Origin of the sequence: Variovorax sp. Varisp36, from assembly GCF_047304235.1 — a bacterium.
Classification (GTDB): Bacteria; Pseudomonadota; Gammaproteobacteria; order Burkholderiales; family Burkholderiaceae_C; genus Variovorax.
Window position 1 is genome coordinate 1 of record NZ_JBGLYU010000033.1, and the last position, 13,485, is coordinate 13,485.

The window sequence follows — 13,485 nt, forward strand, 5'->3', positions numbered from 1 at the left end:
TCGCGGGCGCGGGTGGTGTCCTCCCGCACTGCGCCGCGGCTCCCCTCCTCCCCCGCCCCTTCACCCCCCGCTACCACGCGGCCCCCCGGGCGGCCCGGGGGGGGCCCCCCCGAGGCTCGACAGCGGCACCATGAACTGCAGCTTGCCGCTGGCCAGCTGCTTCGGGCTCATCGGCAGCGAGGCCTGCCCCGCCGTGTCGGTCTGCCAGCCGTACTTGACGTTCCAGCTCTGCGCCGGATCGCCAGGCGCGGGCGGCGCGATCTCGATGACCAGCGTATCGCGGAACAGCGAGCTGCCTTCGTAGTGACCATCGAGCCAGAACTTGTTGTTGACCTGGTAGTCGGGCACGCGCACGCCCAGCGTCATGGCATAGGCGAGCGTCGGGCGGTCCTGCTTCACGCGGGCCCTGTTGGCGAGAAACACGGTGGAAAGGTAGATCGACCGGCGATCCGCCTTGGCCGGGTCGGTCAGTTCCTTGTGCGTACGGCAGGCGGGCGAATCTTCCTCGGCCACGCGCCGGCTCAGGTACCAGCGCTTGCCGCGCGGTGCGGCGAGCAGCTCGACCTGGTAGAGCGCATCGACGTCAGCGCCCTTGGGCAGGTCAGGCGGCAGCGTGACGCCCTCGATGTCGAACCACAGATCGACCCGCACGTCGCCGAACAGGAAGCGCACGAGGTTCTGGTAGGCCTCCTCCGAATTGACGATGCCGAAGAAGCCCGAGTGCGAGCGGTAGGTGTAGGCGGTGGCCACTGGCTGCGTCTTGCCCGCAGCGTCGGAGGCCCAGAGCGAGGCGTTCTCGATGCGCACGAGCCCATCGCTGCCGTGGCCCGCGAACATGCGCGACAGGCCCTTGGCGCTTTCGTAGTCGCCGCGATTGGTACCGACCATGCAGAAGAAGCGCTCGGCCGGAAAGGCCGTGGCCGGCAGGTAGTCCATGCGGCCGTTGACCGCCGGCGTGGCCAGGAACTCCGACATCTTCTCGCGGTTGAAGGTGTTCATCTCAGCCGCCGTAAGCCAGGCCGGCACGTTGATGCCGCCCATGTCGATGCCGTTGTGCGGCGTGGCATAGGTGAACACCTTGTCGACGCACGCACGCGCGGCCGCCTCGCCGAGCTCGGGGTTCTGCAGGAAGGCGCGCACCACCAGGCCGCCCATCGAATGCGCGACGAGGTAGCAGCGGAAATCCGCGGGCGAGAAGCCGGGCCCCTCGCGCAGCGCCACGAGGTCGCGCACGCGCAGGATCAACTGGCTCAGGCCTTGCGCGTACACCTTGATGTCCCTGGCCCGGCCATCGCCGAGCAGCTCGGAGCCCGAGTCGTAGTAGCGGTAGATGATGACCGAAGCCGAGGGAATGCCGTCGACGTCCCTGCCGTTTTCATCGGGCGAGGGCTTCCAGTCGGGGTCGAGGATGTCCAGCCCGTTCTGGTAGACGCTCTGGTACTGGAAGTCAGCCAGCAGCCGCACCATGGGCGACTCGAAGACGAACTTCTGCGCCGGCGCTTCCTTCTTGACGGTGGCGCGATACACCGTGGAGCCGATGTTGAAACCGCAGAACGGATCGGCGGCGGTGTCATCGCGCTCCGCTTCGGTCATGGCGTAGCCACGCACGTAGATGATGGGGTAGCGATTGCTGCTCATGGCTCTGCCGCCTCGTTCCTTGGGATCGATGAAGACTTTCAGTTTGCCGAGGGGTGAAGGGGAGCGCCATATCGCGCATGGCATAGGACTGTTCGCTGTTTCGCCCCGGACAAGCGTCCCGGATACCCCCGCTCCCCAAATGTTTCTACGGTTGAAACCATTGAAACGCGCATCGTCGCTAGTCTCGCGCCATCCGACAAACACAATCCAGAAGGCACTCCCATGGCTGACGATCCAGGTTCGCAGGGTTCCTACCTGCCTCAACTGCTGCGCCGTGGCACCGCATTGGCGGCCGCCGGCTGCGCGTTCGTGGCGGGATGCGGCGCCGCCGGCGGCGGCGAGACGCGCTACGAGAACTCGCCGCAATTCCGCGACGGCGGCTTCCACAACATGGCCAACCCCGACCTGCCGGCCCAGGCCAGCGCATGGCGCATCTGGTCACGCTTCATCGTGGGCAGCAAGGTCGACACCGTGCCGATCGATGCGATCCCCGTGCAGGCGCTGGACCGCGGCGCGCTCGATGCGCTCGACACCAAGGCCAACCACGTGGTGCGCCTCGGCCACTCGTCGCATCTGCTGAAGCTGCGCGGCAAGTACTGGCTGATCGACCCGGTGTTCAGCGACCGTGCATCGCCGGTGCAGTGGGCCGGGCCGAAGCGCTTTCACCAGCCGCCGATCGCGCTCGAACAGCTGCCGCCGATAGAGGGCGTGATCCTTTCGCACGACCACTACGACCACCTCGACGTGGCGACCATCGAGTACCTCTCGAAGAGCGTGCAGCGCTACTTCGTGCCGCTGGGCGTGCGCGCGCGGCTGCTGGTGATGGGCGTGCCGGCCGAGCGCGTGAGCGAGCTCGACTGGTGGCAAAGTGGCGAACACGACGGCGTGAAGCTCACCGCCACGCCCGCGCAGCATTTCTCGGGCCGCACGCTGGGCGACCGCGACCGCACGCTATGGGCCTCATGGGTAGTGCAGAGCGGCGAGCAGCGCCTGTTCTACAGCGGGGACTCGGGCTACTTCCCCGGCTTCAGGCAGATCGGTGAACGCTTCGGCGGCTTCGACATCGCGCTGATGGAAAACGGCGCCTACGACAGCATGTGGCCGGCCGTGCACATGACGCCCGAGCAAAGCGTGCAGGCCTTCGAGGACCTGCGCGGCAAGGTGTTCTTCTCGGTGCACAACAGCACCTTCGACCTTTCCTTCCACACCTGGCACGACCCGCTGGACCGCATCGCGAACCTCGCGGAGGCAAAGAAGATCGAGCTGGCGACGCCGGTGATCGGGGAGGTGGTGACGGTGGGGCAGGCGCGCACGAATGTGCGCTGGTGGACCGGCCTGCGCTGAGCGGCCCTGCCGCCCGTTACCGGCCTACCCGCCCCGTTCCTTGCGCTCCCGCGCCCGGCGCACCTGCCGCGTCTCGTTCGCCTGCGAAGCGATGCGGTCTTTCTCGCGCTTCTTCGCCGCCCGCTTTTCGCGTATGCGCCGGCCCAGCACATAGCTGCCGAAGCCGGTGACCACGGCAATGAAGATCCCGATGACGCTGATGTCGATGCCGCCCATCACTGCACCCGCACGATGCTCGACGGCTTGAAGCCGAGGTCGGCCGCCTTGCCCTTGCGTGCACGGCTGCCGCGGGCGTTGTTGAGTGTGCGGATTTCCAGCGTTTCATCGCGCTCCTTGCCGCCGCGGCCGATGCCCTCGATCTTCACGCTTCGCGTGTAAGCCGCGGCGCCGGCCAGGGTGTCCTTGGCCTCGAGGTCGATCAGCGTGAGGCCGCGCCCGCCCTTCGGCAGGCTCTTGAGTTCGGTGATGTCGAAGGTCAGGATGCGCCCGCCGGTCGAGGCGCAGGCCACGTGCGTGGCGGCCGGCATCGGCTCGGCGCCGCTCGCCCCGCCCACCAGCGACGGCCGGCACAGCTGCTCGCCCTCGCCCACGTCGATGAAGGCCTTGCCGCCGCGCTGGCGCGACATCATGTTCTCGACCGTGGCGATGAAGCCGTAGCCACCGGTGTTGGCAAGCAGCACGCTGGCGCCGACGGGGCCGGCGAAGAAATGCGTGACGTGCGTGCCGGCATCGAGCTCGATGAGCGTGGTGACCGGCTGGCCGTCGCCGCGCGCGCCGGGCAGCGAGGACACGGGCACGGTGTAGACGCGCACGCTCTTGTCCTTGGCACTGCCGAAGACCAGCAGCGTGTCGACGCTGCGGCATTCGAAGGCGCCGTAGAGCGAGTCGCCGGACTTGAAGCTGTATTCCGGCGCTGCGCCCTTCTCTGCGTTCGCACCGTTGCCCGCAGCCTTCTCGCTCGCCCAGCCCTTCTGCGCACGGACCCAGCCCTTCTGCGACACGATGACGGTGACGGGCTCGTCGACCACCTTCACCTCGGCCACGGCGCGCTTCTCGGCCTGGATGAGCGTGCGGCGCGCGTCCTCGAATGTCTTGGCGTCGGCCTCGATTTCCTTCACGAGCAGGCGGCGCAATGCGGTCGGGCTGCCGAGAATGTCTTCGAGCTTCTTCTGCTCGTCGCGCAGGCCCGAGAGCTCCTGCTCGATCTTGATGGCTTCGAGCCGCGCAAGTTGGCGCAGGCGAATTTCAAGAATGTCCTCGGCCTGCCGTTCGCTGAGATTGAAGCGTGCGATGAGCGCGGCCTTCGGGTCTTCCGCCGCGCGGATGATCGCGATCACCTCGTCGATGTTCAGCAGCACCAGCTGACGGCCTTCGAGGATGTGGATGCGTTCCAGCACCTTGTTGAGCCGGTGCCGCGAGCGCTTCTCGACGGTGACCTCGCGGAACGCGATCCACTCGTTGAGCATCTGGCGCAGCGACTTCTGCGTGGGCTTGCCGTCGATGCCGACCATCGTGAGGTTGATCGGCGACGAGGTTTCGAGCGAGGTCTGCGCGAGCAGCGTGGTGATGAACTCGTCCTGGCTGATGCGCGAGGTCTTGGGCTCGAACACCAGGCGCACGGCCGCGTCCTTGCTGGACTCGTCGCGCACCACGTCGAGCACCGACAGCATCGCGGCCTTCAGCTGCGTCTGGTCGGCACTCAGCGCCTTCTTTCCGGTCTTGACCTTCGGGTTGGTGATTTCCTCGATCTCTTCGAGCACCTTCTGCGTGCTGACGCCCGGCGGAAGTTCGTTGACCACCAACTGCCATTGGCCGCGCGCGAGGTCTTCGATCTTCCAGCGCGCGCGCACCTTGAGCGAGCCGCGGCCGGTGCGGTAGGCATCGGCGATGTCGCCCGCGCTGCTGATGATCTGCGCGCCGCCCGGATAGTCGGGGCCGGGCACGATGGCGAAGAGTTCTTCCTCGCTGAGCTTGCCGTTCGACTTGATCAGCGCCACGCAGGCGTCGGCAATCTCGCGCAGGTTGTGGCTCGGGATCTCGGTGGCAAGGCCGACCGCGATGCCGCTGGCGCCATTGAGCAGCGTGAACGGCAGCCGCGCGGGCAGCAGGCGCGGCTCTTCGGTGCTGCCGTCGTAGTTGGGAATGAAGTCGACCGTGCCTTCATCGATCTCGTCGAGCAGCAGGCTGGTGATGCGCGCCAGTCGCGCTTCGGTGTAGCGCATGGCCGCGGCGCCGTCGCCGTCGCGGCTGCCGAAATTGCCCTGGCCATCGACCAGTGGATAGCGCTGCGAAAAATCTTGCGCCATGCGCACCAGCGCGTCGTACGCGGCCTGGTCGCTGTGCGGGTGGAAGCGGCCGAGCACGTCGCCGACCACGCGCGCGCTCTTCACGGGCTTGGCACCCACGGTGCCGTTGGTGCCGCCGAAGCCCAGGCCCATGCGCGACATCGAATACAGGATGCGGCGCTGCACCGGCTTCTGGCCGTCGGACACATCGGGCAGCGCGCGGCCCTTGACCACGCTGAGCGCGTATTCGAGGTAGGCGGTCTGGGCGTAGTCGGCGAGGGTCAGGGTCGTGTCGCCGTCGGTGGGACCCTGGAGATCGAGCGGAGGTTGAGAGTCGTCCATGAATGAGAGGGAAAGAAAAACAGTTGCTTGAGGCTGCGCGCCTTGTTTGCGGTCGCGAGGACGGTACTTGGCAGTCCCCGGAGGTCAGGACAAGGGGGACGGCGGCGCGGTGGCGCCCGGCTCGGCCGCGCCGGTCGGCACGTCGGGCAGCTCGGGCATCGTCGGAGCGCTGCGCGGCGATTCGGAGGGCATGTTGCCGCGGCCGATCGCGCCGCCCTTTGGCACCGCCATTTCCATGCGGATGCGCCCCGGCGTCCTGCCGCCGCCACTGCCACCCCGAAGGTTTCCGCCCACCGTCACTGCCGAAGGCTTCAGGTACGCATACAACTGCAGCACGGTCTGTACATAGTTCTGCGTTTCCTTGTAGTTCGGGATCTTGTTGCCCGCACGCTGCACAGCCCCCTCGCCTGCGTTGTAGGCAGCCAGCGCGAGCTCGATCTGTCCCGGGAACATCGCGATCAGGTCACGCAGGTAGCGCGAGCCGGCGGCGATGTTGATGCGCGGGTCGAACAGCTTCTTCTCGATGGTCGCGCGCTTGTCGGCCGACACGCCATAGCGCTGAGCCGTCGCGGGCATCAACTGCATGAGACCCATGGCGCCCTTGGGCGAGACGGCCTGCGCGTCGAAGCCCGACTCGGTCGCGACCAGGGCCTGGAGCAGTTCGTAGTCGATGTCGTGCTTGTTCGATGCATCGCGCAGGGCGGACTTGGCGGTCTTGTAGCCGGGCGAGGCCTCGAACATGGCCAGCAGCGACTGCGACGCGGCCGGCACCTTGCCGTCGAGCTTGCGGGCGCCGCGGCCCAGCGGAGAAAGGCCCTGCGCCGTGTCGAAGCTCTGGCCGCCACGGAAGAAGACCTGGTAGCGCTCGTCGATCTTCTCGGCGGCGAAATGCGCCACGCCTTTGCTGTCGACGTAGCCGTAGATGTCAGCGGCGTGCGCCGCCTCCTGCTGTGTACACAGCAGGAAGGCCGAAAGCAACAACGAACGCTTGAAAGCTGACATGCGTGGTGGAGGAATCAGACGTCGATGTCGACATCGTCGGCCCGCAACTCCATGAGTTCGCGCCGCGCTGCCGCTTCGCCCTTGCCCATGAGCTTGGTGATCTCGCCCTGGGTGGCCGTGAAGTCGAACCGCCCCAATTGGACCTGCATCAGGCGCCGGGTGTCTGGATTGAGCGTGGTTTCCCACAATTGTTCCGCGCTCATTTCGCCCAGGCCCTTGAAGCGGCTGATGCTCCAGGCGCCTTCGCGAACGCCGTCCTTGCGCAATTTGTCGAGCGTGGCGGTGAGTTCACCTTCGTCCAGCGCATAAACCTTGGAGGCCGGCTTCTTGCCGCGCGCAGGTGCATCGACCCGGAACAATGGCGGCTTTGCAACATACACGTGGCCGGCTTCGATCAATTTCGGAAAGTGCCGGAAGAACAGCGTGAGCAGCAGCACCTGGATGTGCGAGCCGTCCACGTCGGCATCGCTCAGGATGCAGACCTTGCCGTAGCGCAGCCCGCTCATGTCGGGCGTGTCGTTGGGGCCGTGCGGGTCGACGCCCACGGCCACCGAGATGTCGTGGATCTCGGTGTTGGCGAAGAGCCGGTCACGCTCGACTTCCCAGGTGTTGAGCACCTTGCCGCGCAGGGGCAGGATCGCCTGGCTTTCCTTGTCGCGGCCCATCTTGGCGCTGCCGCCGGCGGAGTCGCCCTCGACCAGGAAGACTTCGTTGTGGCTGATGTCCTTGCTCTCGCAGTCGGTCAGCTTGCCGGGAAGCACGGCCACGCCGGAGCCCTTGCGCTTCTCGACCTTCTGGCCGGCGCGCTGGCGCGTCTGCGCGGCCTTGATGGCCAGCTCGGCGAGCTTGCGGCCATAGTCGACGTGCTGGTTGAGCCACAGTTCGAGCGCGGGGCGCACGAAGCTCGACACCAGGCGCACCGCGTCGCGCGAGTTCAGGCGTTCCTTGATCTGGCCCTGGAATTGCGGGTCGAGCACCTTGGCGCTGAGCACGTACGAGGCGCGCGCGAACACGTCCTCGGGCAGCAACTTCACGCCCTTGGGCAGCAGCGAGTGCAGCTCGATGAAGCCCTTCACGGCGGTGAACAGGCCGTCGCGCAGGCCGCTTTCGTGCGTGCCGCCGGCGCTGGTGGGAATCAGGTTGACGTAGCTCTCGCGCACCGGCTGGCCGTCTTCCGTGAAGGCCACGCACCAGTCGGCGCCCTCGCCTTCGGCGAAGTTGTCGGCGTTCTTGTCAGCGTGGCCGCTGCCTTCGAACAGCGGAATGACGGGGTCGCCGTTGAGCGTCTGCATGAGGTAGTCGCTCAGGCCGCCCTTGTAGAGCCACTGCTGGGTTTCCTTGGTCTTCTCATTGACGAGCGTGACGCTCACGCCAGGCATCAGCACGGCCTTGCTGCGCAGCAGGTGCGTGAGCTCGCCCATGGGAAGCACGGCGGTCTCGAAATACTTGGCGTCGGGCCAGGCGCGCACGGTGGTGCCCTGGCGGCGCTCGCCGGCCTCGAGCTTGCGGATTTCGAGCGCCTCGATCACGTCGCCGGCACTGAAGGCCAGCTTGGCGACGGAGCCTTCGCGGTGCGAGGTGACTTCGAGCCGCTTGGACAACGCATTGGTCACCGAAACGCCCACGCCGTGCAGGCCGCCCGAGAAGCTGTAGGCACCGCCCGAGCCCTTGTCGAACTTGCCGCCCGCGTGCAGGCGGGTGTACACGAGCTCGATCACGGGGGCCTTTTCTTCGGGGTGCAGGCCGAACGGAATGCCCCGGCCGTCGTCTTCGATGCTGGCCGAGCCGTCGGCATGCAACGTGACCTTGATCTTCTTGCCGTAGCCCGCCAGCGCCTCGTCGGCGGCGTTGTCGAGCACTTCCTGGATGATGTGCAGCGGGTTGTCGGTCCGGGTGTACATGCCCGGGCGCTGCTTCACGGGCTCGAGGCCCTTGAGCACGCGGATGGAGCCTTCCGAGTAGCCGGACGATGCGGACGCTGAACTGGGGGGAGTCTTGAGGGGAGTCGCCATGGGGGCGGATTGTAGTCAGTCGCCACCAAATGACTGGATACCCATACAGGAACCTTCGACCGGAAGCCGAAGGTTTGCACGATGACCGGACTTACTTGTTGATGATGGCCTGGCCGGTATAGGCCAGCGAGGCGAGTTCGGGCCTGGCCTTTTCGGCCGGCTCGAGGTCGAGAACGATGCTGCCGATCACCAGGCCGAACGATGGCGACATGCGCACGTATTTGGTTTCGCCGGCTTCCAGGGGTATGCCGAGCGTCTTCCCGGCGTCGGTCGTGGTCGCGGCCAGGTAGGTGCCGGCCGGACGGTCCACGTAGAAGAAACCACCAGACTTCGATGCGCCCACCACCACCTTGTTGAGGCGGATGAGGGGCTGCAGTGCCGAGCCGTAGGGTGTCGCTGCGCGGAAGAAATAGATACGGCCCTCGCCTGATTTCACGGCGGGAATGGTGCCGGCCATGTCCTGGTGCTTGACGCCAGTGCTGGCGCAGCCTGCGGCGAGGATCGTCAGCGCTGCGAGCGCGGCGAACTTCAAGGCGGTTCTTCTCATTGTCTGGATTCCTTGTGGGGAAGTGCGCTGGAACACAAATGTAACAAATCACACACAAGGGTTTGCGGGGGCCCTCACCGGTTTTGATGCGCCGGTCGCATCAAAGCCACCTCGATAAATCATCAATGCCGTCGGCCGACCTGCCGCCTGCCGAAGCCCTCAAGTCGCTACATTCGACGCGATGCAAGCCCCAGCCCCCGTCCTCTCCATCAAGCAAGTCCTGTTCTGCGGGGCCATGATCGTCACGTTGTCGATGGGCATCCGCCACGGCTTCGGGCTCTGGCTGCAGCCGATCACGCAGGCGCAGGACTGGAGCCGGCAGACCTTCTCGTTCGCGCTGGCGGTCCAGAATCTTTCATGGGGCATCTTCGGGGTGTTCGCGGGCATGCTGGCCGACCGCTTCGGCGCGTTCCGGGTGCTGATCGGCGGCTCGGTGTTCTATGCGCTGGGTCTGCTCGGCATGGCGCATTCGCCGACGCCGCTGCTCTTCACGCTGAGCGCGGGCGTGCTGATCGGCGCGGCGCAGGCGGGCTCGACCTATGCAGTGATCTACGGCGTGATCGGTCGGCAGATTCCGGCCGAACGGCGATCGTGGGCGATGGGCGTTGCGGCGGCGGCCGGCTCCTTCGGGCAGTTCCTGATGGCGCCCATCGAGGGGCGATTGATCGGCCACCTGGGCTGGCAGACGGCGCTTGCCGTGGTGGCGGTGCTGGTGCTCGTGATCATCCCGATGGCCTTCGGCCTGCGCGAACCGAAGACGTCCGCGCTGGCCGGGCACCGCGAACAATCGGTGCTGCAGGCGGTGGGCGAGGCTTTCCGCTATCCGAGCTTCGGGCTGCTGATGGCGGGGTACTTCGTCTGCGGCTTCCAGCTTGCGTTCATCGGCATCCACATGCCGACCTACCTGCGCGACCGGAGCCTGCCGGCCGAAGTGGCGGGCTATGCGCTGGCGCTGATCGGGCTGTTCAACGTGTTCGGCACCTACACGGTGGGGCTGCTGGGGCAGAAGCTGGCCAAGCGCAAGATCCTGGCGGCGATCTATTTCGCGCGGGCCGTGTCGATCGCGCTGTTCCTGCTGGTACCGATCTCACCGCTCAGCGTGTATGTGTTCTCGGCGGCGATGGGCTTCCTGTGGCTGTCGACTGTGCCCGCGACCAATGCGATCGTGGCGGGCATCTTCGGCGTGGCGCACCTGTCGATGCTCAGCGGCTTCGTGTTCCTGAGCCACCAGGTGGGCTCGTTCCTGGGCGTGTGGCTCGGCGGCTACCTGTACGACACCACGGGCAGCTACGACATCGTCTGGTACATCGCGGTCGCGCTGGGCGTGTTCGCGGCGCTGATCAACCTGCCGGTGAAGGAAAGCGCCATCTCGCGCTCGTCGCCACAGCCGCTGGGGGCCGCGGGCTGATTGCGTATAAACACGGCCATGACTTCGCAAATGCGCCACCACATCGTCCACGCGGGCTGGCTGGCCGCCGCGCTGGCAGTGCTGGGCGGCGTGTTCGCGCTTTACGTCCACCCGGACTTCCTCGTGACGTTGGTCGACCAGATCTGGTCCTGCTTCTGAGGCCCGCCCCGCCATGAAAGATGCTGTACCGATGCACGGCCTGTCCGCGCCTTCCGAATGGATCGTTCGCTGGACGCACCTGCTCGCGCCCGGCGCCAAGGTGCTCGACGTGGCCTGCGGCGCCGGGCGGCACATGCAGTGGTTCGCGGGCCGCGGGCATCCGGCCACCGGTGTCGACCGCTCGCCTGAAGCCATAGCGGCGGCCGGCGCCTTCGGCCGCACCGTCTCGGCGGACATCGAGTCGGGCCCCTGGCCCTTCGCCGGCCAGGCCTTTGGCGCCGTGATCGTCACCAACTACCTCTGGCGCCCGCGCATGGCCGACATCGTGGCCGCGGTGGCAGCGGGCGGCGTGCTGCTCTACGAAACCTTCGCGGCGGGCAACGAGACCGTCGGCAAGCCCTCTCGCCCCGACTTCCTGCTGCAGCCCGGCGAACTGCTGACGGCCTGCACCGGCCTGCGCGTGGTGGCCTACGAGGACGGCTTCATGCCCGAACCTGCGCGCTTCGTGCAGCGCATTGCCGCCGTCCGCCCCGCTGGCAGCAACGACGGCCAGCCGCCCCGGCACCTCCTTGCGGGAAACTGAGGGGCCCGGGGCGGCTGTCTTGCGGCACGCCGGAGTAAGTAGAATCGGCACTTTCGTCCACCGACAAAGAGATTCCCCTTGGAGCAACTGACAGGCAGCATCGTCGCGCTCGTCACGCCGATGCACGACGACGGCAGTGTCGACTACCCCGCCCTGCGGCGGCTCATCGACTGGCACATCGAAGAAGGCACCGACTGCCTCGGCGTGGTCGGCACCACCGGCGAATCGCCGACGGTCGATGTCGAAGAGCACTGCGAAATCATCCGTGTTTCGGTCGAGCAGGCCCGGGGCCGCGTCCCCGTGATGGCCGGCTGCGGCGCGAACTCGACCAAGGAAGCCATCGAGCTCGCCAGGTTCGCCAAGGGCGTGGGCGCCGATTCGCAGCTCCAGGTCGTGCCGTACTACAACAAGCCCACGCAAGAGGGCCAGTACCAGCATTTCAAGGCCATCGCAGAAGCCGTGGGCGACCTGCCCGTCGTGCTCTACAACGTGCCCGGCCGCACCGTTGCCGATATGGCGCACGACACCGTGCTGCGACTGGCGCAGGTGCCCGGCATCATCGGCATCAAGGAAGCTACCGGCAACATCGAGCGCGCCCAGTGGCTCATTCGCGACCTGCCTAAGAACTTTGCCGTCTATTCCGGCGACGACCCGACCGCGGTCGCGCTCATGCTCTGCGGCGGCCAGGGCAACATCAGCGTCACGGCCAACGTCGCGCCGCGCAAGATGCACGAACTGTGCGTGGCGGCACTGGCGGGCGACGTCAAGCGCGCCATGCAGATCCAGTTCGAGCTGATGCCGCTGCACCGCAACCTGTTCGTCGAGCCCAACCCGATCCCGCTGAAGTGGGCCATGGCACGGCTCGGCCTGTGCGGCGGCACGCTGCGCCTGCCGCTCACCGAACTCGGCGAAGCGAGCCGCCCCGCGGTCGAAGGCGCCCTGCGCGCCACCGGCCTGCTGAAGGGCTGAGCATCCTTTCCCCTGGCCGCAGCAAGGTTAAGCAACCTTTTGCCCGAACCGTGCTCTGAGATGGCGGGCACTGCGGCCCCTAGATTGACCGAACCATTCCAACAAGGAAGACGACGTTGAAGAACCTTTCGCGACTTGCACTGCTGGCCCTCGTTGCCAGCCTCGCCGCCTGCTCCGTCCTCGAGAGCGACAAGATCGACTACAAGAGTGCAGGCAAGGCCCCGACGCTCGAAGTCCCACCCGATCTCTCCCAACTCTCGCGCGACAACCGCTACGCCATCCCCGGCGGCGCCGTGACCGCCAATGCCTACCAGGCCGGCATCGCCAACGCCCCGGGCGTGCCCACCGCCGTGAGCAACCTCGGCGACGTGCGCATGGAGCGCTCGGGCACGCAGCGATGGATCGTCGTCAACCGTACGCCCGACCAGCTCTGGGACCCGGTGAAGGACTTCTGGCAGGAAAGCGGCTTCCTGCTGACCACCGACCAGCGCAACCTGGGCATCATGGAAACCGACTGGGCCGAGAACCGCGCCAAGCTGCCGCAGGACATCATCCGCGGCACGCTGGGCAAGCTGGTCGACTCGGTCTACTCGACCGGCGAACTCGACCGCTTCCGCACTCGCCTGGAACGCACGCCCAACGGCACCGAGATCTTCATCAGCCACCGCGGCATGCAGGAGGTCTACAACAACTCGCGCCAGGACCAGACCGTGTGGCAGCCCCGCCCCAGCGATCCTGAGCTCGAGACCGAATTCCTGCGCCGCCTGATGGTCAAGCTCGGCGTCTCGCAGGAGCAGTCGAAGATCCTGGCCGCCACCACCGCGACGACCAAGACCGCCACCGTCGCCAAGGTCGGCAACCAGCCGGTCGTGCAGATCAGCGAAGGCTTCGAGCGCGCATGGCGCCGCGTCGGGCTCGCGCTCGACCGCACCGGCTTCACCGTGGAAGACCGCGACCGCAGCGCCGGCCTGTACTACGTGCGCTACGTGACCCCCAACCCCGACAAGAAGGAGCCCGGCTTCTTCGGCAAGCTGTTCAGCAGCTCGCCCAAGGACGAAGCACCGATCAAGTTCCGCATCTCGGTCAAGGGACAGGGCGAAGCCACGACGGTGTCCGTGCTCGACGCAGCCGGCGCACCTGAAACCTCGGCCAACGCCGAGCGCATCGTCAAGGTCATCGCAGACGACCTGAAGTAA

The 13,485-nt window shown here is 66.8% G+C and carries 12 protein-coding genes; 6 read left to right on the top strand and 6 right to left on the bottom strand.

The window, feature by feature from the left end; genetic code table 11:
- Positions 1-60: 60 nt before the first annotated feature.
- On the bottom strand, positions 61-1,638 hold the full coding sequence (locus ACCD11_RS19115) for an esterase/lipase family protein (protein ID WP_413315060.1): 1,578 nt from the start codon (positions 1,636-1,638) through the stop codon (positions 61-63).
- Between the two features lie 222 nt (positions 1,639-1,860).
- Here ACCD11_RS19115 and ACCD11_RS19120 point away from each other — a divergent pair, with 222 nt between their 5' ends.
- On the top strand, positions 1,861-2,982 hold the full coding sequence (locus ACCD11_RS19120) for an MBL fold metallo-hydrolase (RefSeq protein ID WP_413315061.1): 1,122 nt from the start codon (positions 1,861-1,863) through the stop codon (positions 2,980-2,982).
- A gap of 24 nt (positions 2,983-3,006) precedes the next feature.
- On the opposite strand, the gene ACCD11_RS19125 is transcribed toward ACCD11_RS19120, so the two are convergent.
- From ACCD11_RS19125 to ACCD11_RS19145, 5 genes are all read right to left on the bottom strand, one after another.
- Entirely contained in the window at positions 3,007-3,198 is a 192-nt protein-coding gene (locus tag ACCD11_RS19125; RefSeq protein ID WP_413315062.1) for a hypothetical protein, read from the bottom strand.
- Positions 3,198-5,609, bottom strand: coding sequence for a DNA topoisomerase IV subunit A (gene parC / locus ACCD11_RS19130; protein ID WP_413315063.1), 2,412 nt, complete (start codon positions 5,607-5,609; stop codon positions 3,198-3,200). Before parC ends, ACCD11_RS19125 begins: the two co-directional genes overlap by 1 nt.
- Positions 5,610-5,693: 84 nt before the next feature.
- A complete protein-coding gene (locus ACCD11_RS19135) occupies positions 5,694-6,611 on the bottom strand; it encodes a lytic transglycosylase domain-containing protein (RefSeq protein WP_413315064.1) in 918 nt (305 codons plus the stop codon).
- A gap of 14 nt (positions 6,612-6,625) precedes the next feature.
- Positions 6,626-8,623, bottom strand: a complete 1,998-nt coding sequence (locus tag ACCD11_RS19140) for a DNA topoisomerase IV subunit B (protein WP_007835656.1) — start codon at positions 8,621-8,623, stop codon at positions 6,626-6,628.
- Positions 8,624-8,714: 91 nt separating this feature from the next.
- Positions 8,715-9,170 carry a DUF2846 domain-containing protein gene (locus ACCD11_RS19145; RefSeq protein WP_007835658.1) on the bottom strand — a complete coding sequence of 152 codons (456 nt, stop codon included), beginning with the start codon at positions 9,168-9,170 and terminating at the stop codon, positions 8,715-8,717.
- A gap of 181 nt (positions 9,171-9,351) precedes the next feature.
- Between ACCD11_RS19145 and ACCD11_RS19150 the strand changes: the two genes are divergently transcribed.
- From ACCD11_RS19150 to bamC, 5 genes are all read left to right on the top strand, one after another.
- A complete protein-coding gene (locus ACCD11_RS19150) occupies positions 9,352-10,578 on the top strand; it encodes an MFS transporter (RefSeq protein WP_007835659.1) in 1,227 nt (408 codons plus the stop codon).
- A gap of 18 nt (positions 10,579-10,596) precedes the next feature.
- Positions 10,597-10,737, top strand: a complete 141-nt coding sequence (locus ACCD11_RS19155; RefSeq protein WP_200936025.1) for a hypothetical protein — start codon at positions 10,597-10,599, stop codon at positions 10,735-10,737.
- A 13-nt stretch (positions 10,738-10,750) separates the two neighbouring features.
- Positions 10,751-11,320: a class I SAM-dependent methyltransferase gene (locus ACCD11_RS19160; RefSeq protein WP_413315065.1), complete on the top strand. Its 570-nt coding sequence runs from the start codon at positions 10,751-10,753 to the stop codon at positions 11,318-11,320.
- 78 nt (positions 11,321-11,398) lie between these two features.
- Positions 11,399-12,289: a 4-hydroxy-tetrahydrodipicolinate synthase gene (gene dapA / locus ACCD11_RS19165; protein WP_007835662.1), complete on the top strand. Its 891-nt coding sequence runs from the start codon at positions 11,399-11,401 to the stop codon at positions 12,287-12,289.
- A 116-nt stretch (positions 12,290-12,405) separates the two neighbouring features.
- Positions 12,406-13,485, top strand: coding sequence for an outer membrane protein assembly factor BamC (bamC, locus tag ACCD11_RS19170; protein WP_007835664.1), 1,080 nt, complete (start codon positions 12,406-12,408; stop codon positions 13,483-13,485).